Genomic DNA, 26,208 nt, shown 5'->3' with positions numbered 1-26,208 from the left:
TGCGCGTCGGTCCCCGCCGCCCTCGGTCCCAGCCGCCCCCCTCGGGTGTGACTGCCAGGAGTCGCACCGTCGGCGAGGCGGGCGGTGTGCGACCTGCGCCCGCCGGCCAGCCCGCCCGCCGGCCCCGAGAGTTCACCGGCAACGACGCTCGTTCGGCGGCGCGAGCCGATACTTTGGGCCGGTGACCTTTCGATGCTGTGGGAGCCCGGCGTGAGCGGCCTGGGAGCTGTGCCGACGATCCACGACGTCGCCGCACGCGCGGGGGTGTCGAAGTCGGTCGTGTCCCGCGCGCTGGCCGGGTCTTACGGCGTGGCCCCGGCGACGACCGACCGGGTCCGATCGGCCGCGATCGAGCTCGGCTACGTCGCCAACGCGAACGCCCGGGGCATGTCGGCCCATCGCACCCACACCCTCGGCGTCTTCGTCCGCGACGCGGCGACACCGTTCTACGGGCACCTGCTCACGGCGTTCCAGCTGCAGGCCTCGGCTCGCGGCTACCGGGTGGTCACGGCGACCGGGGCCGGCTCGTTCTCGATCGACGAAGAACGCCAGGCCCTCGAGACGCTCGTCTCGCTGCGGGTCGAGGGCCTGATCGTCTGCAGTGGCGCCCTGCCCGTCGACGACATCCTGCCGTTCGCGCGACGCATCCCCACCGTCGTCGCAGGTCGCCCCGAGGTCGACGACTCGATCAGCAGCGTCTACTGCGACGAGCAGGGCGGCGGAGAAGGCCTGGCCGACCACCTCGTCGATCAGGGACACCGGCGGGTGGCGGTGCTGACCGTCGACCGGTCGAACTCGATCACCCAGTGGGCACGCACCGACGCCATGATCAGGCGGCTGCGCTCGCGCGGCGCGGACGTCGTCGTCATCCGCTCGGAAGAACACGGCACCGACCCGCGCGCCCTCGACCCCGTCGTCGACGCCGTCGTGGCCCTCGGCGGCGTCACGGCCCTGATGGCACCGAGCGACCTCTGGGCGATCGGCGTGCTCGAGGCGATGCACCGTCGGGGCCTGCAGGCGCCGCGTGACTTCTCGGTCACCGGGTACGACGGCGTCATGCCGTACGCCGCCGAGCTGTTCGGCATCACGTCCTGGCGACAGCCGCTGTCGGTCATCGGCGCCGCGTCGATCGACGCCGTGGTCGACCAGATCGACGGTCGCTCGGTCGGCACCCTGCACTCGGCGGTCGCAGGCGAGCTGGTGACCGGCCGATCCACGGCCAGGCGCTGACCACCTCGGCGCCGACGGCCGCTGACGTCCAGGCCCCGACCACCTGCCGTTCACCGGATCGTCGCCGTCCAGTCGGGTGCGCCCGGGAACGTTCCCGATCAGAGTAGGGAACGTTCCCTACGCCTCTCCGATCGGACACCATGCACCAGGACTCCCCCACCAAGCGCCCCTTCGACGACAGCGACCCGTACCGCTACGGCGTCTACCTGCGCCCCGACGCCCGGACCTGCCGGGCCGTCACCGTCGTCACCGACCAGCTGCGCGCCCAGTACGGACTCGTCTCGGCGGGCGCCTTCCCTCCCCACGCGACCCTGGTGGGCAGCCAACCCTTCGGCCGCTCCGAGGCCGACGTCGTCGACGCGCTCGGCACCCTGCTCGACGGCAGGTCCGCCTTCGACGTCCACAACGCCGGCGTCCGCGAGCAAGGCATCGGCTACGTCTACGACGTGGCCACGCGACCCGACGGCTCGCTCAACGACGAGTTCGTCCGCCTCGCCGCCGACGTCGACACGGCGGTCGCACCCTTCCGCCGCCCGATGGCCTCGCCCCTCGGCAACGACTACGACGCGTCGTCGTACCGGGCGCACCTCTCGCTCGCCTCGCACGACCTCTACGGGCGGCCCGACCTGCACGACGAGGTCGGCGACTTCATCCGAGAACTCGACCAGGAGGTGCCGGCCGGCTTCCGGGGCGACACGGTCGTCCTCTACCGAACGGCCTGCGACGACTGGTCCGGGCGCTGGTGGCACTCGATGACCTGGCAGCACGTGCACACCTGGAAGCTCGCCTCGGCGTGACGGCGACCCTGGCCGAGGTCGCCCTCCGCACGGGCATGTCGCGATCGCTGGCCTCGCTCGCCCTGCGCGGGGACGACGGCGTCTCGGCCGAGCGTCGTGCGCAGGCCGTGCGGGCGGCCGACGCCCTCGGGCTGCCCGTCGGCGCCCTCGCCCGCCGCCGCGCCGACGGCGCCCCCCTCGTGCTGGGCGTCGTCGTCACCGAGGGAGCCGGCGCGTTCCACGGGGCGGTGCTGCGCAGCGCGATCGCCTCGGCCGCCGCCCTCGGCCTCGAGCTGCGGGTCGTCGACGGGGACCGGGACGAGGCGCGCCTCCGGTCGGGCCTGGCCGAGCTGCACGCGTCGGCCGTGTCGACCGCCCGTGACGCGGTGCTCGGGCTGGTCGTGCTGAGCAGTCGGCTGCCGTCGGAGGCCCTGGCCGCGGCTGCCCGCGACGTGCCGGTGGCCGTCGTCGGGTCGAGCGGCGACCGGCTCGCCGGCCTGGGCGTCGACACCGTGCGCTCGGACGAGGAGTCGGGCATGCACGAGGTGATGATGCACCTGGCGGCGCTCGGGCACGTGCGCACCTGCTTCGTCGCCGAGTCCCGCCATCCGTCGACGACCCGGCGTGCCCACGAGCACGCGGTGACGGCGAGGCGGCTCTGGTCGGCGACCGACCTGCACGTCGACGACATCGCCGGGCTCGCCGCCGACCCGACGCGCATCGCCCGGCACCTGGGCGACGGCGTGACGGCGTTCGTCGCGGCGAACGACTCGACCGCCGCCCGGCTCGTCGCATCGGCCCGGGAGGCGGGGCTGCGGTTGCCGGGGATCGCCGCGGTCACCGGGTTCGACGACACCGCACCCGCCGCCGTGATGGACCTGACCACGGTCGAACAGCCCCGCGACCGCCTGGGCGCCCGGGCCGTCGAGTTGGTGGTGGAACGCCTGCGCGGGCGCCGGACGGAGCGGCACGAGGTGCTGCCGACGCGCCTGGTGACGCGCGGCTCGACGACCGGGGTCTCAGCTCCGGCCTAGTGCGGCCGGGTCGATCGTGGCCGACAGCTCACGCACGCGCCGCACCAGGTGGTCGTGAGCGTTGCCCGCTCCGCCCGCGACGTAGTCGTCGGCCTCGTGCGGTCGATCGACCGGGGAACCGTGCCGGAACCCCCGGAACCACCCGCCCGCCCGTTCGAGGACGAGCGCGCCCGCGGCCACGTCCCACGGGTGGGTGACGAAACCGAGGGTGGCGTCCGACCACCCGGCCGCGACGTGCGCGAGGTTGAGCGCGCCGCTGCCGAGGCTGTGGTGGTGCCGGTAGCGGGCCGTCAGGTCGCGCACCAGGTCGAAGGCGCCCTCGCCGAGCAGATCGACGTCGCGTTGCACCGGGAAGCTCGTGAGGACGGTCGCGTGCTCGTCGGGGGCCGAGGCGGAGCGCAGCGGCACCCCGTTCAGCCAGGCCCCGTGCTCGTCGGCGGCGAAGAGGTTGTCGGCCACGGGGTCGAGGACGACCCCGGCGACGATCTCGCCGTCGACCTCGGCCGCGATCGAGACGCACCAGTAGGCCAGGCCCCGGGCGAAGTTGGCCGTGCCGTCGATGGGGTCGACGATCCAGCGCAGCCGGGCGTCGCCCGTGCTGCCGCCCTCTTCACCGAGAACGACGGAGCCCGGCACCGCCGAGGTCAGCCAGCGGGTGATCGCCCTCTCGGCCCGACCGTCGTGCAGCGTGACGACGTCGTGGGCGTCCCTCTTGGTGGCGACGCTCATGTCCGAGCGGAACGCCACGAGCAGCGCGGGGGTGACGTCGCGGGCGGCGGCCTCGGCGACCTCACGCAGGCCGGGGGACGGGGGTGGGGTGCTCATGGCCCTTGTCTACGTCACCGCGCCTCCTGGACGGTCGACCACTCGGGTCGGACGGGGGTCGGCGGGGTGAACAGATCACACCGCGAGGTGAACGGCCGGGCTCCGGCACGGGGCGAGTTGAACGCGGCGTGAACGATCGACGGCAGCTCGCCCGGGTGGGTTGATCTGCGTTCGCGGCGGCCTCATCGTTGACTCCGTTCCCGGATAGGGAACGTTCCCTAACGAAGGTGCCCTGCCTCATGACGGTCTCCGTCCGGCCCGGTCTCGCCACCGTGCCCGCACGCCCCGCCCCGACCTCGCCCGCCTGGGCACGCTCGGATCGACGCCTCGGGATCGTGCTGCTCGTCCCCGCGATGCTCGTGTTCGCGGTGTTCGTCTTCTACCCGCTCGGCCGCGTCCTGGTGCTCAGCACGCAGGGCACCGACATCTTCGGCCAGGCGGCCGGGTCGGTCGGCCTGCGCAACTACGTGACGACCTTCACCGACCCGACGTTCCTCAAGACCATGCTGAACACGGCGATCTTCTGCGGTGGCGTGGTCGGCGGTCGCATCGTGCTCGGCCTCCTGGTCGTCGTCCCGCTGACCGTCAAGCTCCGAGGGATGCCCGTCTTCCGGGCACTGCTCACGTCGCCGCTCGTGGTGTCGGTCTCGGCCGGTTCGGTCGCGTTCGCGGCGATGCTGTCCCCCGGCACCGGACTGGTCAACACGGTGATCACGCAGTTCGGCGGCGAGTCGATCCCCTTCCTGACGAGCACGCACTGGGCGTTGGCCAGCGTGATCCTGGTCACCGTCTGGGGCTCGCTCGGCTTCACCGTGCTGTTGCTGCTCGGCGCCTTCGGGGCCATCGACCCCGAGGTGGTCGAGGCGGCGCACCTGGACGGTGCCGGGCCCCTGCGCTCGTTCTGGTCGATCTCGCTGCCGCTCGTCACCCCGACGCTGTTCTTCGTCGTCGTCACCGGCACGGTCGAGGCACTCACGACGTTCGGGCAGATCCAGATCCTGACGGGCGGCGGGCCCGCCGACTCGTCCCGCACGCTCGTCTTCGCGATCTACCAGCAGGCCTTCGGCTCGGGCAGCGCCAACTTCGGGCTCGCGGCCGCGCTGGGCGTCGTGCTGTTCGTGCTCGTCCTCGCCCTCTCGCTCGTCCAGTTCGGCATCCTCGAGAAGCGGGTGAACTACTGATGCGCCCGAGCACCGCCCGCCGCGTCCGCAGCGGACTCGTCTACGCCTGGCTCGTGGTGGCCGTCGTGGTGGTCTGCTTCCCTCTCTATTACATCTTCGAGGGGGCACTGACACCGACGCGGTACCTGAACGAGGGCCTGCCGGGGCTCGTGCCGATCCACCTCGGGTTCGACAACTTCGTGCGGGCGGCCCAGGTGGTGCCGCTGGGCCACCAGTTCGTCAACAGCGTCGTCGTCACCTTCGCGCAGACCGTGCTGCAGGTCGCCATCGGCATCATCACGGCGTACGCGCTCGTCTTCTGCCGGCTGCGCGGCACCCGCGCCATCTTCCTGGTGTTGCTCGCGAGCATGATGATCCCCGGCGAGACGACCCTGATCGCGAACTACCTGACCGTGTCGTCGTGGCATCTGATCGACACCCTGCTGGTGGTCTTCCTGCCGTTCGTGGCGTCGGCCCTGACCATCTTCCTGTTCCGCCAGGCGTTCCTGAGCTTCCCGGCCGAACTGCGCGAGGCCGCGGTCCTCGACGGGGCCGGCCACGTCCGCTTCGTGCGGTCGATGCTGCTGCCGCTCACCCGTCCCACCCTGGTCTCGGTGACGCTCGTCAGCGCAACGGCGGCCTGGAACGGCTACTTCTGGCCGCTGCTCGTCACGAACTCGCCCGAGAACCGCACGGTGCAGGTCGGCATCGCCCAGCTCGCGGCGTCGGAAGGCGCCGACGTCGGGGTCGTCCTCGCCGGCGCGGCGATGGTCACCCTGCCCGTGCTGCTGCTCGTCCTCTTCGCCCAGAAGTTCCTCGCGGGCGGCCTCACCACCGGTGCGCTCAAGTAGCGCCACCCGCCCGCCCGTCGCTCGCCCGCTGCTCGCCTGCCCGCCGCTCGCCCGATCGCCCCCGCTCCCCCCGCTCGTCCCCCGCACGACCCGCCCCGCCCCTCCTCTCGCTCCCCTCACCCCGAAGGACCAGCCATGCCCTCTCGCCGCTCCACCACGCTGACCCTCGTCGCCGCCGGCGCCGTCACCCTGCTGGGCCTCACGGCCTGCTCGGGCCAGGCCTCCGACGAGGCGACCGCCTCCGGCCCCGTCACCATCGACTTCTGGCACGCGATGTCGGGGCCGGCCGCCACCGAGCTCGACACCCTCGTCGACCGCTTCAACACCGAGAACGACGACGGCATCACCGTCAAGGCGTCGTTCCAGGGCGCGTACGCCGACGTCCAGACGAAGTACACGGCCTCGGTGCAATCCGGCTCGACCCCCGACCTGCTGATGATGAACGACACCTCGACCGGGTTCATGATCGACTCGCAGCAGACCGTGCCCGTCTCGACCTTCACCGCCGACGACGACTCGTTCGACCCCGACGCGATCGCACCGGCCGCCGCGCAGTACTACTCCGGGGCCGACGGCCTGGCCGCCATGCCGTTCTCGGTGTCGATGCCGGTGCTGTACCTGAACAAGGCCCTCGTCGCGAAGGCCGGGCTCGACGTCACCGATCCGCCGACCACGCTCGACGAGGTCGCCACCTGGGCGGAGGCCATCCACGCCGCGACCGGCGGCTACGGCATGAGCATGAACATGGCCGACTCGTGGATGCTCGAGGAGCTCTCGGCCTCGGGTGGCGAGGACTTCTGCACGCCCGACAACGGCCGCGGCTCCGACCCGGTCGACGGTGTCTCGCTGACCACCGACACGCAACTCGACTTCATGACGCGACTGCAGGGGCTCTACCAGGACGGCTCGGCCCTCAACCCCGGCACCGACTCGGCCGCACAGAACAGCGCCTTCTCGAGCGACCGCGTCGGCATGCTGCTGACGTCGTCGGGTGCGTACACGACGGTCGACCCCGACGGTACGAAGTCGGTCGTCGCGACGTTCCCGACGACGGCGGACTCGGCCGATGCCGGTCAGGTCATCGGCGGCAACGCCCTCTGGATCTCGGGCAAGGGACACTCCGACGCCGAGCAGCGCGCCTCCTACGAGTTCGCGGAGTGGCTGCAGACCCCCGAGGTCCAGGCCGAGTGGGCGAAGGCCACCGGCTACCTCGCGATGAACACCGGGGCGGCCGACACCGCGGTCGGCAAGCAGTCGCTCACCGACCCCAACGTCGCCACCATGTACGGGCAGCTCGCCGACAACGCGACGAGCGTCGCCGCCGCCGGGTGCGTCACCGGGGCGTTCCCGAGCGTGCGAGCGACCGTCATCGGCGCCTTCAACCAGGTCGTAGAGGGGGCCGACGTCGAGAGCACGATGGCCGACGCCGAGAAGTCCGCCGCGAAGCAGATCGCGTCGTACAACGAGGCCGCGGGCAAGTAGCGGCCCAGGTCGCGCGGCCCGTCGCGCCGTCGACCGGGCGTCGCACCGCCGGATGGACATCGCACCGCCCAAGTGGACGGTGCGATGTCCGTTGGGTGGTGCGACACGGGCGCCGCGAGGCGCGACCACCCGCAGGAGGCGCGGTGCCCGTCAGACCGGCACCGCGCCTCCTGCGGTGGTCGCGTCGCCCTGAGCGTCATCCCTCTCGCGTGCGTGTCGGGGCAGGGAGACCCTGGCGGGGCCTCCCTGCCCCGCCCTCGCCGGCCTAGCGTCGAGCACGGCCCGGCCCGGCGGACACCTCGTCGCCCGGAGCCGGCGTCCGGCACCGGGCGTCCCGGCGCCGACACCCACGACCAGGAGCGCACCCATGTCAGAACAGCCCGTCCAGGTCGGCGGAGGGCGCACCCTCTTCGGCGACTTCGCCCCCAAGCTCGCCGAGCTCACCGACGACGTCCTCTTCGCCGACGTCTGGAACCGCCCCGAGCTGTCGGCGCGCGACCGCAGCCTCGTCACCGTCGCGGTGCTCGCCGCCGGCGGCAACACCGAGCAGCTGAAGTTCCACCTCGGCCGCGCCGTCGAGAACGGCGTCACCCAGGACGAGCTCGTCGAGGCGATCACGCACGTGACGCTCTACGCCGGCTGGCCCAACGGGATGGCCGCCATGGGCGTCGCCAAGGCCCTCTTCACCGACGACACCGACAAGTAGTAAGGAACCCCGTGCAGATCCTGCCCCCGCAGCCCACGACCTTGAACCCCGACGAGCAGTTCCCGGGCCAGGTGTGGCTCGACCCGATCGCCACCCCGCAGACCGACGACCAGCGCACGACGGTCGCGAAGGTCCGCTTCGCGCCCGGTGCGCGGACCGCCTGGCACCACCACGCGCGAGGCCAGTTCCTGTACGTCACCGAGGGCGTCGCGCGGTTCGGCACCCGTGACGGGAAGGTCGTCGACGTCCACCCCGGGCAGACGATCTTCGTGGCTCCCGGCGAGGAGCACTTCCACGCCGCCTCCGAGGGCAGCTTCATGGAGCACATCGCCATCCTCGAGGCAGCCGACGACCCGGCCACCACCACGACCTGGCTCGAGCGCATCACCGACGCCGACTACGCCGGCTCGGACGCCGGCTGAGCCGCCGAGACCCCGGGAAGTCGCCGAGACCCCTACTCGCGAGCAGGGGTCTCGGCGACTTCCTGGGGTCTGAGCACCGAGGAGGCGCGGTGCGGTTCGATCGGGCACCGCGCCTCCTCGGGTCGTCGGCTCGTTCCGCCGCGCGGGCGAGCCGCTCGCGGCCGGAGGCTCGTAGGGTCGGGGGATGACGACGACGTGGACGACCCTGCAGCTCATCCTCTCCGCCGGAGTGGTCGTGTGCGGCGCGCTGTTGACCCGGGGTGGCAGCGATCTCGTGGGCGTGCTGATGATCATCAGCGGCTCGTTCTCGATCGTGGTCGGGTTGCGGACGATGGCCGTGAACCGCCGTGTCGAGAGGCAGCACGCCGCCCTCGAGGCCGGCGACGCCCCGACGCACGAGCGCTGACGCCGGCACTGACGCCACCGCTGCCGCCACCCCCGACGCCACCCCCGACGACCATCGAGAACGAGGACGCCATGACCGACATCGCCTGGACCACCGGCACCTGGACCACCGAGCCGACCGCGGTCGACATCGCCGACGACGGCCTGCGCGTCACGGCGGCCGAGGGCAGCGACGCCTGGCGCATCACGTCGTACGGGTTCGTGCACGACACCGAGCACGCCCTGGTTGCGCCGTTCCCGCAGGGCACCGCGATGGAGGTGTCGTTCGTGCTCGACTTCTCGGCCCAGTTCGACCAGGCCGGCATCTTCGTCTCGGTCGACCCAGAGACCTGGGTCAAGGCCGGGGTCGAGCTCAGCGACGGCGAGCAGAGCCTCGGCGCCGTCGTGACGCGGGGCGAGTCCGACTGGTCGCTCTCCCCCGTCGACTGGACCGGCCGCATCGTGACGATCCGCGCCAGCCGCTCAGGGGACGCGCTCACCGTGCGGGCCCGCGTCGACGCCGAGCCCTGGCGCCTGGTCCGCGTGGCCCCGCTCGCCCCCGATGCCGCGGCGAGCGCCGGCCCCTTCTGCTGCGCCCCCTCGCGCGCCGACCTCACCGTGCACTTCACCTCTTGGACGACGACTCCCGCCGACGAGAGCCTGCACCCCGAGAACTGAGCACGGGCCCGACCCCGCGGGCCGGGTCCGGCAGAGCCGAGGAGGCGCGGCGGCCGTCCTCTGGCACGATCGTCCCCATGAGTGACGCACCTGCCACCCGCCCCGTCGCGCCGTCCGACCGGGATGCGGCGACCGCGATGTGGGCCGCCTACTCGGCCTCACGACGCGCGGGGGGCGCCGTGGACGACGACTACACCGTGGAGCACTTCGGCGACACGGCGCGGCTCGCGGACGAGCTGCTCGAGGTGGTGCTGTCCGGTCGGAAGCGGGCGACCGCCGAGCTGGTGTCGGAGTTCGCGCATCGGGGCGATCCGTTGCCGCGGATCGGGTCGCACTGGATCGCGTGTGACAGCACGGGGGCTCCGCGGATCGTCATCCGCAGCCTGCAGTTGCGCATCGGTGCGTTCGACACCGCCGATGCAGCCTTCGCCTTCGCCGAGGGTGAGGACGACCGCACGCTGAGCAGCTGGCAGCGCGAGCACCGGCGCTACTGGGAGCGCACGTGTCGAGCGCGTGGCGTGACGTGGTCCGAGCAGGACGAGATCGTCTTCGAGAACTTTGCGGTCGTGTGGCCGCCGGAGCACGCGGACTGAACCCCGCCGGGGCCGTGGGCACCGAGGGTCGGAGGATCGGACCGAGGAGGCGCGGCGACGGTCGGCGACGGGTCGGTCACCATCAATGTCCATTCTTGACAAGTTTGTTGAGTGCACTCAGAATTGAGCACGCTCGGATGTTCGACGCCGAGACCCCTCGGACCGAGGACGTCGCGGGCCGCACCAGCCAGCCCGCCACCCCCAGCCAGTCCGCCACCCACAGCCACAGCCCACCAGGAGCACCCCCATGCGAGCCTTCGCGTTCGACGCTAACGAGAAGCCCCTGCACGAAGTCGACGTGCCCGAGCCCACCGTCGGCGACCACGACGTCCTGATCGAGGTCGCCGCCGCCGGCCTCAACCACCTCGACGCCAAGATCCGCGAGGGCGAGTTCAAGCTGATCCTCCCCTACGAGGCGCCTCTCGTCCTCGGCCACGACGTCGCCGGGACCGTCATCGAGGTCGGCGGCTCGGTCCGCGGCCTGAAGCCCGGCGACGAAGTCTTCGCCCGCCCCCGCGACCATCGGATCGGCACCTTCGCCGAACGCATCGCCGTCGACGTGGCCGACGTCGCCCTCGCCCCGACCTCGATCAGCACCGTCGAGGCCGCGTCGCTCCCCCTCGTGGCCCTCACGGCCTGGCAGGCCCTCGTCGAACGCGGCGACGTGCAGCCGGGCCAGAAGGTGCTCGTCCATGCGGGTGCCGGCGGGGTCGGTTCGATCGCGATTCAGCTCGCGAAGCATCTCGGCGCGCACGTCGCGACCACCGCCTCCGCCTCGAACGCCGAGTTCGTACGCGAGCTGGGCGCCGACGTCGTCGTCGACCACCGCACGCAGGAATTCGAGCAGGAGCTGTCCGGCTACGACCTCGTCCTGGACAGCCTGGGCGCCGAGAACCTGGCGAAGTCGCTGCGTGTGCTCCGCCCCGGCGGCATCGCCATCGGCATCCAGGGCCCGCCCACCCCCGCCTTCGCGAAGGCCGCAGGGCTGAACCCGGTCGTCCGCCTCGCCATCGCGGCCCTCAGCCGCGGGGTCCGCGCCCGGGCACGGAAGCTCGGCGTCCGGTACGAGTTCCTCTGGATGCACGCCGACGGAGCCCAGCTGCGCGAGATCGCGGCACTCGTCGACGCCGGGGCCATCCGCCCGGTCGTCGGCGCGACGCACCCGTTCGCCGAGACGGCGACCGCGCTCGACGGCCTCGGGAAGGTCCGCATCCGCGGCAAGGCGGTCGTCACCCTCCCGTGACGGTCGGCACCCACACGACGAGGTCCGTCAGCGCGGCAGGATCACTTCGAGCTGACGCCTCACCCCTGCGACGATCTCGTCGTCCGGCACGGACTCGTCGACAGCCGACGACATCGCGAGCATCATCACGGCCGACACGACGTGCGCGAACGTGGCCGCGTCGGAAGGCGTCGCCGAGGTGAGGCGCGTGACGATCCCGGCCACCGCCTCCTCGGTCCGGGCGACGATGGCGAGCGCCTCGGCGTGGTGCGGCTCGGCGGCGTCGCCGAACGCCATCTCGCGCAGGTAGGTGCGGCCGTTCTCGACCTGCGCCCGGTTGCAGTGCACGATCGGCTCGAGCACCGCGACGACCGCGTCCAGTGCGGTCGAGGCGGACGAGGAGGCGCGGATCCCCTCGTCGAGGGAGCGCGCGTACGCCGCGTTCTGCACAAGCAGCAGCAGCTCGCCCTTGGTCTTCGCGTACAGGAAGAGCGTGCCGGCGCCGACGTCGGCCGCCTCGGCGATCTGCTGGGTCGTGACCTCGTCGACCCCGTGACGGCTGAACAGGTCGGACGCGGCCTGCGTGATGCGCTCGAGCTTCTCCTGCTTGTTGCGCTCTCGGCGGCCGAGCGACGGGACGGTCGACGACATGGGGCCTCCTGGAAAGGGCGGTGGACGGAAGAACGGCAACCGGATGGACGCTGGCCGGAATAGAAACTGACTGAACTCAATTATGACAGGAGTCAGTAACGGGGCGACTCGATCACGCGTCGCCTCATCTTCGCACCACCCACGGAAGGAACACCCATGACCGACATCACCGGCTCCGTCGTCCTCGTCACCGGAGCGAACGGGGGCATCGGCACCCGTTTCGTCGAGGCCGCCCTCGCCCGCGGCGCCGCGAAGGTCTACGCCACGGCCCGCACCCCTCGCACCTGGGACGACGAGCGCGTCGTGCCCCTCACCCTCGACGTGACCGACCCGGCCTCGATCGCCGCCGTCGTCGAGGCAGCGCCTGACGTGACCGTCCTGATCAACAACGCCGGGGCCAACGCGCCCGAACCGGGCATCCTCGCCAACACCGACGACGAGATCCGCGCCAACGTCGAGACCAACTTCTTCGGCCCGCTCTTCCTCGCCCGCGCCTACGCACCCCTCCTGCGCGCGCACGGCGGCGGCACGGCCATCATCGACATCCACTCGGCCCTGTCGTGGTTCGCCGTCGCGGGCATCTACTCGGCGACGAAGGCCGCACTGTGGTCGGCCACGAACTCGCTGCGCCTCGAGCTGCAGCCCGCGGGCGTACAGGTCGTCGGCGTGCACGTGGGCTACGTCGACACGGCCATGGCCGCGGGCGTCACGGACGCGAAGACCGACCCGGCGACCCTGGTCGCCGACGTGCTCGACGCTCTCGAAGCCGGCGAGCACGAGGTCCTCGCCGACGAGACCTCGCGCCAGGTGAAGGCGGCCCTGTCGGCCCCTCTCGAGGCGCTCTACCCGCAGCTCGCCACGCGCTGACCGGCGGAATCCAGGAGGCGCGGTGCCGTCCGGACCGGCACCGCGCCTCCTGCAGGGTCAGCGGGATCAGGGGCGGCGCAGGACCAGGTTCGTCATGACCTGTGTCATCACGGTCCGGTCGTGCTGGTCGAGGAGTTCGATGCGGGTGCGCACCACTCCCCGGTCGGGACGGGATGCGGAAGGCCGGGCGTCGACGACGGTGAACCGGGCGCGGAGCACGTCGTCGGGGTGGACGGGCGCCGACCAGCGCAGCTCGTCGACGCCGGGTGACGCGACGCTGGCAGCCTGGTTGAGGTAGGACTCCACCATCAGGCGCATCATCATCGCGGTGGTGTGCCAGCCGCTGGCCACGAGCCCGCCGAGGGGTGTCGCCTCGGCCCGCTCGGCGTCGACGTGCATGTCGTGCGGATCGAACCGGCGGCCGAAGTCGACGATCTCGTCCGCCGTCACGCGGTACGAGCCGTGCTCCAGCGTGAGGCCGGGCACGTAGTCGTCGAGGAAGCGGTCGGCGAGCCGATGCCCGAAGGGCGAGGTGTCGTCGGCCGCGGCTGCGGTCCCGTCCGGTTCGTAGGGCACGATCTCAGCCTAGGTCGGCCGAGACCCCAGGAAGTCGCCGAGACCCGCATGCGCGAGCCGGGGTCTCGGCGACTTCCTGGGGTCTGAACACCGAGGAGGCGCGGTGCGGTTCGAACCGGCACCGCGCCTCCTGGTGTCGTCGACTCGTTCCACCATGCGGTCGAGCCGTTCCGACCGAAGGCTCGCAGGGACCACCGGGTCGAGAAGGTGCCGGTCAGAGCACCGCGGGGAACGCGCTGCGCCGCCCGTACACGGTCAGCGCCAGGGCCACGACCCCGAACCCGATCATCAGCACCGGCAACACGAGCCCGTCCGCCACGGTCAGCAGGGCGGCCCCGACGATCCCGGCGAAGAAGATCGCGACGTTGAACGCCACCGGCAAGAAGGCGTTCGCGACGTCGGCGTTGTCGCCGCCTGCCGTGGTGAGAGCCGCCTGCAGCTGGGCCGACGCCCCGCCGAACGTCACGCCCCAGAGCACCGCGGCGACGACCACGGCCGGCACCGACGCGTGGCCGACGAGCAGGACGATCCCGGCGACGACGAACAGGGCGACACTGCCGTGCAGCAGCGCCCGCGGGTGCCGGTCGAGCAGCGCCCCGGTGACGACGATCCCGCCGATCGAGGCGATGCCGTAGATCAGCAGCGTGACGTCGACGCCGAGCCCCGACCCGCCGGCCCGCAGGTACGGCGAGACGTAGGTGTATATCGTGTTGTGCGCCAGCATCCACGCGGCGATGACGGCCAGGATCACGGCGATCCCCGGGATGCGGAACACGCGTCCGAGCGAGAGCCGCGCGCCCGCGGGTGCCGGTGCCGCATCGGGGACGATGCTCGCCACCAGCACGAAGACGACGACCCCGAGCAGGGTCAGCCCGCCGAACGACCACCGCCAGTCGAAGGCCGTCCCCAGCCACGAGCCCAGCGGGGTCCCGAACGCGAAGCCGACGGGCGCACCGGCCGAGACGATCGAGAGCGACAGCCCGGCACGGTCGGGCGGGCTGATCCGCCGACCGTAGGCGGCGAGCATGCCCCAGATGACGCCCGAGAACGCGCCGGCCACGAACCGTGACACCAGGGCGAGCGCGATGACGGGCGAGAGCGCCGTGACCGTGTTCGCGACGACCAGGCCGGTGATCGCGATCAGGAGGAGCGGCTTGCGACGCATCCCCCGGGTGAGCGTGATGGCCGGCACGGTCGCGACCACGGTGCCGAGTGCGTAGGCGCTGATGAGCAGTCCCACGGCGCCCTCGCTCGTGGCGAGGCCGTTCGCGATGACGGGCAGCAGGCCCGCCGGCATCGTCTCCATCGCGACGAGGATGAACCCCGTCGTCGCCAGGACGACCAGCGAGAACACCGGCAGCCGCTCGACGGGCCCTCCGTCGACGGAGGCGCGGTGCACGCGGGTGGGGACGGGGGCTGTCGACATGGTGAGGTCCTTTCGGGCGCGGGGATGCGCCTCCTGGGGGTGAGCCAGGTGGTGCTGGAGGAAGCAGGGAGGTGCGGGTCAGGCGACGGGTTCGGCGGACCGGGCCCGCTGGACGACGTTCTCGGTCGCCGCCCACGAGGCGAGGAGGCGCAGCCCCTCGTCGGACGCGGAGCCGGGGGCGGCCGTGTAGACCGTGAGCGAGTGCCCGGGGGTGTCCTGGAGTTCCATCACCTGGAAGTCCAGCTCGAGCAGGCCGACGGCCGGGTGCCGGAACTCCTTCGCTCCGGTGTAGTGGCGGCGGACGTCGTGGGCGGCCCAGCGGGCGCGGAACTCGTCGCTGCGGATGGACAGTTCGCCGACGAGGGCGGCGATGCCGGCGTCGTGCGGATTGCGCCCGGCGTCGCGTCGCAGGATGGCGACGTTGACGTTGGCCGCGCGCTCCCAGTCGGGGTAGAAGTCGTGCGCGGCCGGGTCGAGGAAGATGTAGCGCGAGTGGTTGGCGGGGCGCAGGGTGCTGCGGTACATGTCGGAGTACAGGGCGAAGCCGAGGGCGTTGGCGGTGATGAGGTCCATGCGGGTGTTGGTGACCATCGCGACGGCGCCGGTCATGGCGTCGAGCATGTGCTGCACCGGCGACTGCGCGATCTTCTGCTCGCTGGCGACCGGGGGCTTGCGGCGGGAGGGACCGGAGGCGCGGGCGAGGTCGTAGAGGTGGTCGGTTTCGGCCTGGTCCAGTCCGAGCGCGCGGGCGATGGCGTCGAGGACGCTGTCGGACACCCCACCGATGTTGCCGCGCTCGAGACGCGTGTAGTAGTCGACGCTGACGCCGGCGAGACGGGCGACCTCGTCGCGTCGCAGCCCCGGGACGCGTCGCTGGCCACCGGCACTGACGACGCCGGCCTGTTCGGGCGAGAGGCGTGCGCGGCGGGTGGCGAGGAACTCGCGGACCTCGGCTCGGTTGTCCATGTACTCGACCCTACGGTCGGCCGTTCGGGGCAACCAGGCCCTGTCGGAACCAGGCTCGGCGAGGCCCGGCACGCCGGCGAGGTGGTCGAGGTCGTGACGCTCGCTCCGCACCGCGGTAGGGGTCCGTCTTCTCGCGACGGCGTCGGTCACCGCACGACGACCCGCAGCCCACCCTCGGCGCGCGGCTCGATGTCGACGACCCACCCGTGAGCACGGGCGACCGAGGCGACGATCGCGAGACCGAGGCCGCTGTGCCGGACGCCCTCCGCGCCTCCTGGGGTGGCCCCGTGCCCGGAACCCCGGGTGAAGGGCTGCGTGAGCGTGGCGGCGACCTCGGCGGATACGACCGGGCCGGTGTTCTCGACGACGAGGACGACGCCCGGACCGCCGTGCACGCGGACCCACCCGCCGGGCACGTTGTACTCCAGGGCGTTCGACACGAGGTTCTGCACGAGCTGGCCGAGCAGCACGGCGTCGCCGCTCACCCGGGGGAACGAGCCCCTGCCCACGATGAGCTCGACGTCGACCTCGTCGGCGCGCGCCACGCACGACCCGACGACCCCGGCGGCCACGTCTCCGAGCGGTACGTCGACCCGGGCATCGGCGTCGAGCCCGCGATCGGCCGTGGCCAGCGCGAGCAGGCTCTCGATGAGGTGCTCGCTCGCGCGGTTGACCTCGAGCAGCTGATCGCGGGTGGCGGCGACGGCGTCCGGCGACGGGTCGTCGAGCCCGATCTGCAAGGCGGCGCGCTGCACGGCCAGGGGCGTGCGGAGCTCGTGCGAGGCGTAGGCGACGAAGCGGCGTTGCGCCTCGAACGACGCCTCGAGCCGGTCGAGCAGCTCGTCGATGGTCTCGGCCACGCGAGCGACCTCGTCACGCGGACCCGTCAGGGCGATGCGCTCGTGCAGCGTGCTCGCCGTGATGCCACGAGCGGTCGCGACGACCTCGTCGAGCGGCCGCAGCATGCGTCCGCTGACGAACCAGCCGACCCCCGCCGCGAGCAAGGACGCCACCGCGACGCCGAGACCCGACCAGAGCATCTGCTGCCGGCGGAGCACTTCCGACAGGAGCAGCTGCGGTACCTCCTTCGCGGTGACGCCGTCGCAGGCCCCGCCCGGGCAGCCGAGCTCCGGCCCGTGCGGCTCCGTGGGCTGGACGGGAGCGAAGCCGTCGAGCCCCGGGTCGTCGGCCGAGACCGTGGCCAGCGTCACCGCCACGCCCTGGGACGTCGCAGCCGCCACCCCGACCAGGACGAGTCCCGCCAGCAGGGCGAAGACCGTCCCGAAGACGACGGAGGTGCGGGTGCGGATGCTCCACCGCGCGGGCCAGAGCGCCCTCCCCCGGCGTGCCGGCCGAGCCGAGCCGTCCGTCCCCGCTCCCCAGGTCACAGCTGGTACCCCCGGCCCGGCAGGGTGCGGATCGGGTCGGGCTGGCCGAGCTTGCGGCGGAGCTTGCTCACCGTGACCCGGACGGCGTTCGTGAAGGGGTCGACGTTGACGTCCCAGACCTTCTCGAGGAGCTCCTCGGCGCTCACGACCCGGCCGTCCGCGGTGAGGAGCGTCTCGAGCACCATCAGCTCTTTGGTCGACAGGGCGAGGTCACGGCCGTCGCGGGTCGCCGTGTGGCGGGCGGTGTCGACCTCGATGCCGCCGCGACGCAGCACGGGCGGGGCGGCCAGGCCGGGACGGCGCCCGAGCGCCCTGACCCGGGCGACGAGCTCGGGGTACTCGAAGGGCTTCGCGAGGTAGTCGTCCGCGCCGAGCTCGAGCCCGCCGACCCGGTCGTGCAGACCGCCGGCCGCGGTGAGCATGAGGATGCGGGTCGTCGAGCCCCGCTCGGCCATCGCCCGCGCCACGGCGTCGCCGTGCATGCCGGGCAGGTCGCGGTCGAGCACGACCACGTCGTAGTCGTTCACCGCCAGCAGCTCGTCCGCGTCGTCGCCGCGGTACGCGACGTCGACCGCCATCGCCTGCCGGCCCAGGCCGGCGGCCACCAGGTCGGCCAGGGCCTTCTCGTCGTCGACCACCAGGACCCTCACGGCCCCCTCCGTCCCGCCGGCGTCCGGCGTCCCTCGCATCCGGCCCGTCGGGAGGCGGGCACAAGTGTGATATTACACGTGTGGATGTTTCATGCACATAACAATCTCGGGTGCGCCGACGAAACACGCTCCCCTGTGGAGTGGGCACACCTGAACGACGACGAAAGGGATCACCGTGATCACCTCTGCTCCCCCCTCCCCCACGACCTCCCGGCCGTCCCGCCGGCGCAGCCGCCGCGGCCTCGCCGCCCTGCTCACCGCCGGCGTGCTGCTGCCCGGGCTCCTCGCCGCCTGCTCGTCCGACGCGTCGGAGGCCGGCGCCTCCTCGGGCACCGCCTCCTCGTCCGAGGCCGCCGCCGTCGGGCAGTGCGTCCGTGCCGCCGGCTACGACGTCGAGGACTCCGACTTCACCGAGAAGGGCCTGCTCCTGCTGCCCGGCGACGTCGAGCCCGGCTCCGACGCCGCGGACGACTACTTCGACGTGGTGAGCGGCTGCCAGGACTCGGTCGGGTCCGGCTCGCTGAAGCTCTCCGACGAGGAGAAGGACTCCTTCACGCAGGAGATGATCGAGATGGCCCAGTGCCTCCGAGACGAGGGCTTCGAGAACGTCGAGGACCCGGTCGACGGCGTCTGGTACGGCCCCGAGGAGTACGACGGCGACCCCGAGTACGAGGCCGCGATCGACAAGTGCCAGGCCGGCATGCAGGTGGCCGGACGATGAACCGCGCCACGGGCCGGACCGCGCGCACCGCCGCCGTCCTCCTCCTCGCACTGGCCGCCGTGCCGGCGACCCTCTCCGCATGCGCATCCACGCCCTCGCGACCTGATCCGTCGTCCACGACGGCGTCGTCCACCAGCTGGACGGCAGCCATGGGGTCGTGCCTCCGGGACGCCGGCCACGACGTGGCCGACTCCGACCTCGTCGAGGGCGTCATCGCCGCGCCGGACGGTGTCGAGCCCGAGGCGTACATGGCCGACTTCGACGCCTGCAGCGCAGCACTGCCCGAGTCCCTCGGCGGCGGCGACCACCGCCCCTCCGAGCAGGACGTGGCGGAGGCGCAAGAATCGGGCCTGAAGGTCGCCCAGTGCGTCCGCGACGCAGGGTTCACCGACTTCGCCGACCCCGTCGACGGCCAGTTCCCCTTCATGTCCACCGAAGAGACGCCGGAGTCGAGGGCCTTCTTCGACTGCGACGCGAAGTACGGCCCCTGGGCCGGCGAAGGAGCCCCCCGTGGTTGAGTCGCGCACCCGCTCCCCCCTCTCCCCCCTCTCCCCCCTCTCCTCCCGTGCGTCCGGAGACCGTCCTGGTCCCCTCCGACGCCCCGGACGGCGCCTGTGGCTGGCCCTGGCCGCCGGCGCCACGTGCGCAGTGACGCTGAGCGGCTGCGCCGTCCTCGACGGCGGCGGCGCCGATCCCGCCGCCACCGCCTCGGCAGAGGCGGCCGGCAGCCGCCCCACGACGCCGGTCACGATGGGCGACCTCGTCGACGGCAAGAAGATCCCGGGCATGCTCGGGTACGGCGCGCCCGTGCCCCTCAGCTCGGCCGGCACGGGCACCGTCACCGGACTGCCCGCGTTCGGCGACGTGATCGGTCTCGACGGCGTCCTCTACTCGGTCGACGAGCGCCCGGTCAGGGCGCTCCACGGGGCCGTGCCCCTGTGGCGGACGCTCGAGATCGGCCTGCGCGGCTCCGACGTCGCGCAGCTCAAGGACAGCCTCCGCGCCCTCGGCTACGACGTGGCCGACGACGACGTGTTCGACGGCAAGACCCGGGCCGCCGTCGTGCGGTGGCAGAAAGACCGGGGGCTCGAGCGCACCGGCTCACTGACGGCGTCGGACGTCGCCTTCGTGCCGGGCGACATCCGCGTCGGCGATCTCCGCGGTCGGGTGGGCGACGCGGCAGGCGGCGTCCTCTACGGCTACACGTCCACTGCCCTCGTGGCGTCCGCCTCCGTCTCGGCGACCGACCTGGTGCGCTTCCAGGACGACGCCGCCCTCGAGGTCGGCCTGCCCGACGGCACGCGCGTGCCGGGCACCGTCCAGAGCATCGGCGCCCCCACGGGCGGCGACGACGACGGCAAGGGCTCAGGAGGCGGTGGTGACGACGGCAAGGTCACGGTCGTCGTGCGCCTGGACGCCCCCCTGCCCGAGGGCACCTCGACCACGTCGACGGTCGACCTCGTCGTCGACGGGGAGAAGCGGGAGGGCGTGCTCAGCGTGCCCGTCACCGCCCTGCTCGCGAGCGGCGACGGCTACGCGGTCGAGAAGAAGACCGCCGCCGGCACCGTCGAGCGCGTGCCCGTCGAGCTCGGCTTCTTCGCCCAGGGCCGCGTCGAGGTTCTCGGCGACGCCCTCGCCGAGGGCGACGAGGTCGTGGTGCCGTCGTGACCGGCGCAGCGGTCGAGCCACGGTCCGCCCCCGAGGCCGGTGCGGGCCCCGTGCTCGAGCTGGCCGGCGTGACCAAGGTCTACGGTGACCTCGCCGCGCTCGGGGGCATCGACCTGACGATCCGCCAGGGCGAGTTCGTCGCCGTCGTCGGCCCCAGCGGCTCCGGCAAGTCGACGATGCTCAACGTCATGGGCACGCTCGACCGTCCCACGGCGGGCTCCATCCGGGTCGCGGGCCACGAGATCGGCGACCTCACGGACGACGCGGTCTCGCGCCTCCGGGCCGACCACATCGGGTTCGTGTTCCAGCACTTCCACCTCGCCGCCGGCGCGACGGCGACCGAGAACGTCGCCGACGGCCTGCTCTACGCGGGGGTGCCGCGGCGCCGCCGGGCCGAGCGGGCACGAGAGGCACTCGCCCGTGTGGGGCTCGCGCACCGCGCCGACCACAAGCCCCACCAGCTCTCCGGAGGCGAGAAGCAGCGTGTCGCGATCGCCCGGGCCATCGTGGGCGACCCGACGATCCTCCTGGCCGACGAGCCCACGGGGGCGCTCGACTCGTCGTCCGGGGCGGCGATCCTGCGCCTGCTCGGCGACCTGAACGAGGCGGGCACGACGATCGTGGTCATCACGCACGACCTCGCTCTCGCTGCGAGCCTGCCCCGTCAGGTCCGCATGCGCGACGGGGTGGTCGACGACGTGTCCGGACTCGACGCCGCGGGCCTCGCGGCCGCCATGCCGACCTCGCCGGCCGTGGCCGCTCGAGCCGCGCACCCGTCCGGCCGTCAGGCGGTGGCATCATGACCGCGGACGGGCTCGCGGGCACCGCCCGGACGGCCCGCACGCCGCGGGCGCCGAAGCAGCCGAAGGCCGAGAAGCCCGGCCGCACCGGCCACCTGTCCCCCGGCGACCTGCTGCGGCTGGGCGTCTTCGGACTGCGGACCCGGCCCACCCGCGTCGTCCTGTCCGCCCTCGGCATCGCGATCGGCATCGCCGCGATGATCGCCGTCGTCGGCATCTCGTCGTCGAGCCAGGCCGCGCTCGACCGCGTGCTCGACGGACTCGGCACGAACCTCCTCCAGGCCGCCCCCGGCAAGTCGTTCAGCGGAGACCCGGTGCCCCTGCCCGAGGACTCGGTGTCGATGCTCGACCGGCGCGACGACGTGGAATCGGCCGCCGGCGTCGGGCGCGTGACCGACCAGAGGGTCTACCGCACCGACCGCGTCCCCACCGCCGCCTCCGGGGGCATCACCCTCGACGTGGTCATGGGCGACCTGCAGACCGTCCTGCGCGGCGAGCTCGCCTCCGGGTCGTGGTTCGGGCCGACGTCCGACCAGCTCCCCCAGGTCGTCCTCGGCGCCACGGCGGCCGCCACGCTCGGCATCGACCACGTGGAGCCCGACACCCGCATCTGGATCGGCGGACGCTGGGTCGCCGTGACGGGCATCCTCGAGCCGCTGGCCCTCGCGCCTGACCTCGACACCTCGGCCTTCGTGCCCGCCGCGGGAGCCGAGCAGCAGTTCGGCTTCGACGGGCACCCGACGCAGCTGTTCGCCCGAGCGGCGCCGGAGTCGGTGGCCGCGGTGCGCGACCTGATCGCGCCGACCGTCAACCCGGCCGACCCGTCGGGGGTCTCGGTCAGCCGCCCTTCCGACGCCCTCGCCGCCCAGCAGGCGACCGAGGAGTCGTTCACCGGCCTGCTGCTTGGCATCGGCGGCGTCGCCCTGCTCGTCGGGGGCATCGGCGTCGCGAACACGATGGTCATCACCGTGCTCGAGCGCCGCGCCGAGGTGGGCGTGCGGCGGGCCCTGGGGGCTCGACGGCGGCACGTGCGCGACCAGTTCCTCGTCGAGTCGCTGCTGTTGTCCCTCCTGGGAGGCGCGGTGGGCGTGGCCCTCGGGGCCGGCGTCACCACGGTGTTCGCCGTCTCGCAGGGCTGGCCGGTCACCATCCCGCTCTGGGCGGTCGTCGGCGGGCTCGGCGCGACCGTCTTCATCGGCGGGGTGAGCGGGCTGTACCCGGCGTCGCGGGCGGCTCGCATCCCCCCGACGTCGGCCCTGGCCGCGACCTGATGCGGGCGGTGCGAGGCGCGCAGCACGGCGGTGCGAGAACCGCACTGTGAGCTACGCGTCTCGCACCCCCGCGACGGCGTCGGCGAAGAACCGGAGCCCTAGACGCCGCACGACGACTCGGCCCCGAGCTCAGGTCGGCCCCGACGGCCACGCCCACCGCGCCTCCCAGGGCGCCAGGCCCCTGACCGCTGACCCACTGACCACTGACCACTGACCACTGACCCACTCTTTGCCCACGGAGCTCGCCCTTCGAGCTGCTCCGGTACGGCTCCGCATTGCCGCCCCATGCGCTCGTCGGGCGGCCGACTCACCGAGACAGCACCCCCCCTGAGAGGAACCACCGCATGACCGTGACTCGCCGCCACAACGCCGACCTCGCCCCGAGGCCGACCCGGGCCGCCCGCGTCGTCACCTCGATCGCTGTCCTCATCGTGGCCGGGACGGCCCTGGCCGCCTGCTCGGTGGTCGGCGGGTCGCCGGCCGAGACGGGGTCGACCGCCGAGACGTCGGGCACCCCCCGCGCGGCCGCCGCCGCGCTGTGGGGAGCCTGCATGCGCGACCAGGGCATCGACGTCGACGACCCGACACCCGAGATGCACGCGAAGGGGATGGTGGCCGATCCGGGCGACGTCGATCAGGACACCTGGGAGCGCGCACTCGCGGCCTGTGACGACGGGACGCGAAGCGAGTCGGCGATCGCGCAGCAGGAGGCGGCCTTGGAGGCTGCCTGGCGTCGGTACGCCGCGTGCATGGCGGAGAACGGCGTCGAGGGCGTCGGTGAGGAGCCCGGCACCGGTCCGGACCCGGCGTCCGACCCGGCGTCGGCGGCCGCACGAGAGGAGTGCGGGCCCCTCGTGCAGGACTTCACCGTGACACCGTGACGGCGATGCCGCCCTGGGAAATCCGGGCGGCATTCCGCCAGGCCATGACGAGCAACGTGCCCGAGGAACCGAGGGCACCGGGGGACGCGGGCGCAGTACGCCCAGGTGCCGCGCTTGTCCCGGACGAAGGTGCCGGTGTCGACGAGGGTGAGGTGTCATGCCCGACGGTCACAGCAGGACGTGCCCATCAGACGATCTGCTTAGCCGACGGCCCGTGTTTGCGCCCCGAGCTGTTCTGAGAAGCAGAAAACCCCCGCCTCAGCAGGGGTTTTCTTTGGCGGTACCGGTGGGATTTGAACCCACGGTGGAGTTAACCCCCACACATGTTTTCGAGACATGATCCTTCGGCCGCTCGGACACGGTACCGAGGTCGAGTTTAGTACATCCGGCGGCAGGGACGAAACCGAGGAATTGCTCGTCCACCGGACCGCGCCTCCTCGGGGTTGTGCACAGGCTGCAGAGACGCCCGGCAGGGGCAGCGGAGCCCGGCGTAGCCTCGGCCCATGCCCTCACGCCACACCGTCACCGCCTTCCTCTCCGGCGTCGGCGTCACCCTCGCCACCACGGCCGCCGCCGGCGCCGGCGTCAGCCGCTTCATGCATCGCCGCAACGCGGCCGCCGCCGACCTGAACGCCCTGCTGCCCGTCCACTCCGCCTGGTGGCGTGACCGCTTCGACCGCAAGGGCAAGCTGCTCTACGTCGCGATGGGCGACTCCGCCGCCCAAGGCATCGGCGCCTCGAGCCCGGCCCGCAGCTACGTCGGCCGCCTCTCCGCCTTCATGCGCCGCCAGAGCCACACCTCGCTGCGCGTCGTCAACCTCAGCGTCAGCGGCTCGACCACCTGGCTCTGCCGCAAGGACCAGCTGCCGAAGTTCGAGAAGTACGAACCCGACGTCGTCACCGTGGCCATCGGCGCCAACGACATCATCCAGTTCAACCCCGAGTCGTTCGAGAAGAACCTCCGCGTCATCTACGGCGCCCTGCCCTCACACGCGATCGTCGGCGACCTGCCCGCCATGTGGATTCCCGACCGCGAGAAGAAGCTCGTCGAGGCCAACGCCATCGTCCGCCGCGTCGCCGGCGAGTTCGGCCTCACCGTCGCCCCGCTCTACGAGACCACCCGCCGCCAGGGCTTCTTCCGCACCTATCGCAACTCGGCCGGAGACCTCTTCCACCCCAACGACCGCGGCTACCGCGTCTGGGCCTCGGCTTTCGAACCCGCCATCGCCGCTCGCCTCGCCCGCATCGCCGCCGACGAGGCCGCCACCACCCACGAGGCCCGCGAGGCCGAGGCCGTCGCGGCGCACACCGCTGCCGCGACCGCCGCCCCGGCTGCCGCCCGCAGCAGCGGTACCGCGACAACGGGCACCGCAGGAGGCGCGGCCACGTCCCCGACGGACGCCTCCGCCGATGTCGGGGGCGCCTCCTAGGCTGACAGCATGGCTCGCACCACCACTCCCCCGTTCCGCTGCACCGAGTGCGGCTGGACGAGCCTGAAGTGGGCCGGGCGCTGCGGCGAGTGCCAGAAGTGGGGCACCGTCGTCGACGTCACCTCGGCACTCGTCAGTGCCCGCGGCACCGCCTCGGTCCGCGTCGAAGGCGACCGCGTCGCCCGACCCATCACCCAGGTCGAGGCCAACAGCGTCGCCTACTGGCCCAGCGGCATCGCCGAGTTCGACCGAGTCCTGGGCGGCGGCATCGTGCCCGGCGCAGCCATCCTGCTCAGCGGCGAGCCCGGCGTCGGCAAGTCGACCCTGCTGCTCGAGGTCGCCTCCCGCGCCGCTGCCACCGGCGCCCGCGTCCTCTACGTCACCGCCGAAGAGAGCGCCTCACAGGTCCGGCTCCGCGCGCAACGCACCGGCGCCATGCACGACAACCTCTTCCTCGCCGCCGAGGTCGACCTCTCGGTCATCCTCGGCCAGATCGACCAGGTCGACCCCCAACTCGTCATCGTCGACTCGGTGCAGACCGTCTCGTCGTCGACCATCGACGGCATCGCCGGTGGCACCTCCCAGGTGCGCGAGGTCGCCTCGACCCTCATCCGCGTCAGCAAAGACCGCAACCTGCCCGTCCTGCTCGTCGGCCACGTCACCAAAGACGGCACCATCGCCGGCCCTCGCCTGCTCGAACACCTCGTCGACGTCGTCTGCCAGTTCGAAGGCGACCGCCAGACCGCGCTCCGCTTCATCCGCGCCCACAAGAACCGCTTCGGCCCCACCGACGAAGTCGGCTGCTTCGAGATGACCGGCGACGGCATCGCCGAGGTCGCCGACCCCAGCGGCCTCTTCATGTCGCGCAACGGCACCCCCGTCAGCGGCACCTGCATCACCGTCGCCATGGAAGGCCGCCGCGCCCTGCCCGTCGAGGTCCAGGCGCTCATCGTCGCCAGCTCGACACCCCAACCCCGCCGCGTCGTCAACGGCGTCGACTCCTCCCGCGTCGCCATGCTGCTCGCCGTGCTCGAACGCCGCGCCGGCATCCGCCTCGGCGACGCCGACGTCTACGTCAGCACCGTCGGCGGCATCAAGATCACCGAACCCGGTGCCGACCTCGCCATCGCCCTGGCCCTCGCCAGCGCCAGCCGCGAGAAACCCTTCCCCCAGACCATGGCCGCCGTCGGCGAGATCAGCCTCGCCGGCGAGATCCGCCCCGTCTCCTCACCCAAACAGCGCGCCTCCGAAGCCCGTCGCCTCGGCTTCACCCAGCTCGTCGACGCCGAGGCGGGCAACCTGCGCGAAGCGCTCCGCCGGGCGTTCAGCGCCGCGGGCTCCGAACGCGACCGCGAGCTCGACCGGGCCTTCTGAGCCGACCCCACCCGCGCCTCCTGAGCCGAGGCCGACTCGGGCGTCCCGGCGCGTCCCGTGACTCCTGACTCGGGCCCCGGGCCGGGCCGGGCGGGGCCGGGCCGGGCCGGGCCGGGCCGGGCCGGGCTGAGCCGGGCCGGGCGGGCGGGCGGGCGGCCGGGCGGGCGGGCGGGCGG

28 protein-coding genes and 1 tRNA gene are annotated in these 26,208 nt (G+C 72.7%); 21 read left to right on the top strand and 8 right to left on the bottom strand.

Annotated elements, in window-relative coordinates:
- Positions 1–210: 210 nt before the first annotated feature.
- From BIV04_RS09575 to BIV04_RS09565, 3 genes are all read left to right on the top strand, one after another.
- Positions 211–1,230 (top strand): LacI family DNA-binding transcriptional regulator, encoded by a 1,020-nt coding sequence (locus BIV04_RS09575; RefSeq protein WP_071256511.1) that lies wholly within the window; start codon positions 211–213, stop codon positions 1,228–1,230.
- Positions 1,231–1,370: 140 nt separating this feature from the next.
- Positions 1,371–2,027: a 2'-5' RNA ligase family protein gene (locus BIV04_RS09570; protein ID WP_071256058.1), complete on the top strand. Its 657-nt coding sequence runs from the start codon at positions 1,371–1,373 to the stop codon at positions 2,025–2,027.
- The gene (locus BIV04_RS09565) at positions 2,024–3,040 is read left to right on the top strand and encodes a LacI family DNA-binding transcriptional regulator (RefSeq protein ID WP_071256057.1); all 1,017 of its coding nucleotides are present in this window, start codon (positions 2,024–2,026) and stop codon (positions 3,038–3,040) included. The genes BIV04_RS09570 and BIV04_RS09565 overlap by 4 nt, the downstream gene beginning before the upstream one ends.
- Here BIV04_RS09565 and BIV04_RS09560 read toward each other — a convergent pair.
- The gene (locus BIV04_RS09560; protein WP_071256056.1) at positions 3,026–3,865 is read right to left on the bottom strand and encodes an inositol monophosphatase; all 840 of its coding nucleotides are present in this window, start codon (positions 3,863–3,865) and stop codon (positions 3,026–3,028) included. The two genes, BIV04_RS09565 and BIV04_RS09560, sit on opposite strands and share 15 nt — an antisense overlap.
- 239 nt (positions 3,866–4,104) lie before the next feature.
- On the opposite strand from BIV04_RS09560, the gene BIV04_RS09555 reads away from it, so the two are divergent.
- The 9 genes from BIV04_RS09555 to BIV04_RS09515 all read left to right on the top strand — a co-directional run bounded on the left by BIV04_RS09555 (position 4,105) and on the right by BIV04_RS09515 (position 11,384).
- Positions 4,105–5,046: a carbohydrate ABC transporter permease gene (locus BIV04_RS09555; protein WP_071256055.1), complete on the top strand. Its 942-nt coding sequence runs from the start codon at positions 4,105–4,107 to the stop codon at positions 5,044–5,046.
- A complete protein-coding gene (locus tag BIV04_RS09550; protein WP_071256054.1) occupies positions 5,046–5,876 on the top strand; it encodes a carbohydrate ABC transporter permease in 831 nt (276 codons plus the stop codon). The genes BIV04_RS09555 and BIV04_RS09550 overlap by 1 nt, the downstream gene beginning before the upstream one ends.
- Positions 5,877–6,011: 135 nt before the next feature.
- On the top strand, positions 6,012–7,358 hold the full coding sequence (locus BIV04_RS09545; protein WP_071256053.1) for an extracellular solute-binding protein: 1,347 nt from the start codon (positions 6,012–6,014) through the stop codon (positions 7,356–7,358).
- A 367-nt stretch (positions 7,359–7,725) separates the two neighbouring features.
- A complete protein-coding gene (locus BIV04_RS09540) occupies positions 7,726–8,064 on the top strand; it encodes a carboxymuconolactone decarboxylase family protein (protein WP_071256052.1) in 339 nt (112 codons plus the stop codon).
- 11 nt (positions 8,065–8,075) lie between these two features.
- Positions 8,076–8,486, top strand: coding sequence for a cupin domain-containing protein (locus BIV04_RS09535; protein WP_055975506.1), 411 nt, complete (start codon positions 8,076–8,078; stop codon positions 8,484–8,486).
- A gap of 184 nt (positions 8,487–8,670) precedes the next feature.
- Positions 8,671–8,892: a hypothetical protein gene (locus tag BIV04_RS09530; protein WP_055975509.1), complete on the top strand. Its 222-nt coding sequence runs from the start codon at positions 8,671–8,673 to the stop codon at positions 8,890–8,892.
- 71 nt (positions 8,893–8,963) lie between these two features.
- The gene (locus BIV04_RS09525; RefSeq protein WP_071256051.1) at positions 8,964–9,548 is read left to right on the top strand and encodes a DUF1349 domain-containing protein; all 585 of its coding nucleotides are present in this window, start codon (positions 8,964–8,966) and stop codon (positions 9,546–9,548) included.
- Positions 9,549–9,625: 77 nt separating this feature from the next.
- Positions 9,626–10,141 carry an ASCH domain-containing protein gene (locus BIV04_RS09520; protein ID WP_071256050.1) on the top strand — a complete coding sequence of 172 codons (516 nt, stop codon included), beginning with the start codon at positions 9,626–9,628 and terminating at the stop codon, positions 10,139–10,141.
- Between the two features lie 247 nt (positions 10,142–10,388).
- A complete protein-coding gene (locus BIV04_RS09515; protein ID WP_071256049.1) occupies positions 10,389–11,384 on the top strand; it encodes an NADP-dependent oxidoreductase in 996 nt (331 codons plus the stop codon).
- Between the two features lie 27 nt (positions 11,385–11,411).
- Here BIV04_RS09515 and BIV04_RS09510 read toward each other — a convergent pair whose 3' ends face one another.
- Positions 11,412–12,014 carry a TetR/AcrR family transcriptional regulator gene (locus BIV04_RS09510; protein ID WP_071256048.1) on the bottom strand — a complete coding sequence of 201 codons (603 nt, stop codon included), beginning with the start codon at positions 12,012–12,014 and terminating at the stop codon, positions 11,412–11,414.
- 156 nt (positions 12,015–12,170) lie between these two features.
- Between BIV04_RS09510 and BIV04_RS09505 the strand changes: the two genes are divergently transcribed.
- Entirely contained in the window at positions 12,171–12,881 is a 711-nt protein-coding gene (locus BIV04_RS09505) for an SDR family oxidoreductase (RefSeq protein ID WP_071256047.1), read from the top strand.
- Positions 12,882–12,947: 66 nt separating this feature from the next.
- On the opposite strand, the gene BIV04_RS09500 is transcribed toward BIV04_RS09505, so the two are convergent.
- From BIV04_RS09500 to BIV04_RS09480, 5 genes are all read right to left on the bottom strand, one after another.
- The gene (locus BIV04_RS09500; protein WP_071256046.1) at positions 12,948–13,457 is read right to left on the bottom strand and encodes a MaoC family dehydratase; all 510 of its coding nucleotides are present in this window, start codon (positions 13,455–13,457) and stop codon (positions 12,948–12,950) included.
- Between the two features lie 214 nt (positions 13,458–13,671).
- On the bottom strand, positions 13,672–14,883 hold the full coding sequence (locus BIV04_RS09495; RefSeq protein WP_071256044.1) for an MFS transporter: 1,212 nt from the start codon (positions 14,881–14,883) through the stop codon (positions 13,672–13,674).
- A 78-nt stretch (positions 14,884–14,961) separates the two neighbouring features.
- Positions 14,962–15,849, bottom strand: a complete 888-nt coding sequence (locus BIV04_RS09490; RefSeq protein ID WP_071256510.1) for a helix-turn-helix transcriptional regulator — start codon at positions 15,847–15,849, stop codon at positions 14,962–14,964.
- Between the two features lie 146 nt (positions 15,850–15,995).
- Positions 15,996–17,237 (bottom strand): HAMP domain-containing sensor histidine kinase, encoded by a 1,242-nt coding sequence (locus BIV04_RS09485; RefSeq protein ID WP_083396327.1) that lies wholly within the window; start codon positions 17,235–17,237, stop codon positions 15,996–15,998.
- The gene (locus tag BIV04_RS09480; protein ID WP_071256507.1) at positions 17,234–17,887 is read right to left on the bottom strand and encodes a response regulator transcription factor; all 654 of its coding nucleotides are present in this window, start codon (positions 17,885–17,887) and stop codon (positions 17,234–17,236) included. The genes BIV04_RS09485 and BIV04_RS09480 overlap by 4 nt, the downstream gene beginning before the upstream one ends.
- A 175-nt stretch (positions 17,888–18,062) precedes the next feature.
- Between BIV04_RS09480 and BIV04_RS09475 the strand changes: the two genes are divergently transcribed.
- The 6 genes from BIV04_RS09475 (at position 18,063) to BIV04_RS09450 (ending at position 23,228) form a co-directional block, all read left to right on the top strand.
- Positions 18,063–18,608, top strand: a complete 546-nt coding sequence (locus BIV04_RS09475; protein WP_071256043.1) for a hypothetical protein — start codon at positions 18,063–18,065, stop codon at positions 18,606–18,608.
- A complete protein-coding gene (locus BIV04_RS09470; RefSeq protein ID WP_071256042.1) occupies positions 18,605–19,126 on the top strand; it encodes a hypothetical protein in 522 nt (173 codons plus the stop codon). Before BIV04_RS09475 ends, BIV04_RS09470 begins: the two co-directional genes overlap by 4 nt.
- A 130-nt stretch (positions 19,127–19,256) precedes the next feature.
- Positions 19,257–20,276: a peptidoglycan-binding protein gene (locus BIV04_RS09465; protein ID WP_071256041.1), complete on the top strand. Its 1,020-nt coding sequence runs from the start codon at positions 19,257–19,259 to the stop codon at positions 20,274–20,276.
- Positions 20,273–21,079: an ABC transporter ATP-binding protein gene (locus BIV04_RS09460; protein WP_071256040.1), complete on the top strand. Its 807-nt coding sequence runs from the start codon at positions 20,273–20,275 to the stop codon at positions 21,077–21,079. Before BIV04_RS09465 ends, BIV04_RS09460 begins: the two co-directional genes overlap by 4 nt.
- The gene (locus tag BIV04_RS09455; protein WP_083396326.1) at positions 21,076–22,347 is read left to right on the top strand and encodes an ABC transporter permease; all 1,272 of its coding nucleotides are present in this window, start codon (positions 21,076–21,078) and stop codon (positions 22,345–22,347) included. The genes BIV04_RS09460 and BIV04_RS09455 overlap by 4 nt, the downstream gene beginning before the upstream one ends.
- 344 nt (positions 22,348–22,691) lie before the next feature.
- A complete protein-coding gene (locus BIV04_RS09450) occupies positions 22,692–23,228 on the top strand; it encodes a hypothetical protein (RefSeq protein ID WP_071256038.1) in 537 nt (178 codons plus the stop codon).
- Between the two features lie 275 nt (positions 23,229–23,503).
- On the opposite strand, the gene BIV04_RS09445 is transcribed toward BIV04_RS09450, so the two are convergent.
- Positions 23,504–23,594: transfer RNA gene (locus BIV04_RS09445), tRNA-Ser, on the bottom strand.
- Positions 23,595–23,731: 137 nt separating this feature from the next.
- On the opposite strand from BIV04_RS09445, the gene BIV04_RS17135 reads away from it, so the two are divergent.
- Together BIV04_RS17135 and radA are read left to right on the top strand one after the other, a co-directional pair.
- On the top strand, positions 23,732–24,658 hold the full coding sequence (locus tag BIV04_RS17135; protein WP_071256036.1) for an SGNH/GDSL hydrolase family protein: 927 nt from the start codon (positions 23,732–23,734) through the stop codon (positions 24,656–24,658).
- A 9-nt stretch (positions 24,659–24,667) separates the two neighbouring features.
- Positions 24,668–26,032 carry a DNA repair protein RadA gene (gene radA / locus BIV04_RS09435; RefSeq protein ID WP_071256035.1) on the top strand — a complete coding sequence of 455 codons (1,365 nt, stop codon included), beginning with the start codon at positions 24,668–24,670 and terminating at the stop codon, positions 26,030–26,032.
- Positions 26,033–26,208: the final 176 nt, after the last annotated feature.

Origin of the sequence: Frigoribacterium sp. MCBA15_019, from assembly GCF_001864945.1 — a bacterium.
Lineage (GTDB): Bacteria > Actinomycetota > Actinomycetes > Actinomycetales > Microbacteriaceae > Frigoribacterium.
Note: the sequence above shows the minus strand (reverse complement) of the source record. Positions and strands in the feature narration are given on the sequence as shown.

What these genes read in the sequence shown, in the direction of transcription:
- BIV04_RS09525 (WP_071256051.1), top strand. Translation starts at nt 8,964, where the DNA reads ATGACCGACATCGCCTGGACCACCGGCACCTGGACCACCGAGCCGACC.
- BIV04_RS09450 (WP_071256038.1), top strand. Translation starts at nt 22,692, where the DNA reads ATGACCGTGACTCGCCGCCACAACGCCGACCTCGCCCCGAGGCCGACC.
- BIV04_RS09550 (WP_071256054.1), top strand. Translation starts at nt 5,046, where the DNA reads ATGCGCCCGAGCACCGCCCGCCGCGTCCGCAGCGGACTCGTCTACGCC.
- BIV04_RS09530 (WP_055975509.1), top strand. Translation starts at nt 8,671, where the DNA reads ATGACGACGACGTGGACGACCCTGCAGCTCATCCTCTCCGCCGGAGTG.
- BIV04_RS09570 (WP_071256058.1), top strand. Translation starts at nt 1,371, where the DNA reads ATGCACCAGGACTCCCCCACCAAGCGCCCCTTCGACGACAGCGACCCG.
- BIV04_RS09520 (WP_071256050.1), top strand. Translation starts at nt 9,626, where the DNA reads ATGAGTGACGCACCTGCCACCCGCCCCGTCGCGCCGTCCGACCGGGAT.
- radA (WP_071256035.1), top strand. Translation starts at nt 24,668, where the DNA reads ATGGCTCGCACCACCACTCCCCCGTTCCGCTGCACCGAGTGCGGCTGG.
- BIV04_RS09540 (WP_071256052.1), top strand. Translation starts at nt 7,726, where the DNA reads ATGTCAGAACAGCCCGTCCAGGTCGGCGGAGGGCGCACCCTCTTCGGC.
- BIV04_RS09555 (WP_071256055.1), top strand. Translation starts at nt 4,105, where the DNA reads ATGACGGTCTCCGTCCGGCCCGGTCTCGCCACCGTGCCCGCACGCCCC.
- BIV04_RS09560 (WP_071256056.1), bottom strand. Translation starts at nt 3,865, where the DNA reads ATGAGCACCCCACCCCCGTCCCCCGGCCTGCGTGAGGTCGCCGAGGCC.
- BIV04_RS09515 (WP_071256049.1), top strand. Translation starts at nt 10,389, where the DNA reads ATGCGAGCCTTCGCGTTCGACGCTAACGAGAAGCCCCTGCACGAAGTC.
- BIV04_RS17135 (WP_071256036.1), top strand. Translation starts at nt 23,732, where the DNA reads ATGCCCTCACGCCACACCGTCACCGCCTTCCTCTCCGGCGTCGGCGTC.
- BIV04_RS09455 (WP_083396326.1), top strand. Translation starts at nt 21,076, where the DNA reads ATGACCGCGGACGGGCTCGCGGGCACCGCCCGGACGGCCCGCACGCCG.
- BIV04_RS09495 (WP_071256044.1), bottom strand. Translation starts at nt 14,883, where the DNA reads ATGTCGACAGCCCCCGTCCCCACCCGCGTGCACCGCGCCTCCGTCGAC.
- BIV04_RS09490 (WP_071256510.1), bottom strand. Translation starts at nt 15,849, where the DNA reads ATGGACAACCGAGCCGAGGTCCGCGAGTTCCTCGCCACCCGCCGCGCA.
- BIV04_RS09505 (WP_071256047.1), top strand. Translation starts at nt 12,171, where the DNA reads ATGACCGACATCACCGGCTCCGTCGTCCTCGTCACCGGAGCGAACGGG.
- BIV04_RS09470 (WP_071256042.1), top strand. Translation starts at nt 18,605, where the DNA reads ATGAACCGCGCCACGGGCCGGACCGCGCGCACCGCCGCCGTCCTCCTC.
- BIV04_RS09510 (WP_071256048.1), bottom strand. Translation starts at nt 12,014, where the DNA reads ATGTCGTCGACCGTCCCGTCGCTCGGCCGCCGAGAGCGCAACAAGCAG.
- BIV04_RS09545 (WP_071256053.1), top strand. Translation starts at nt 6,012, where the DNA reads ATGCCCTCTCGCCGCTCCACCACGCTGACCCTCGTCGCCGCCGGCGCC.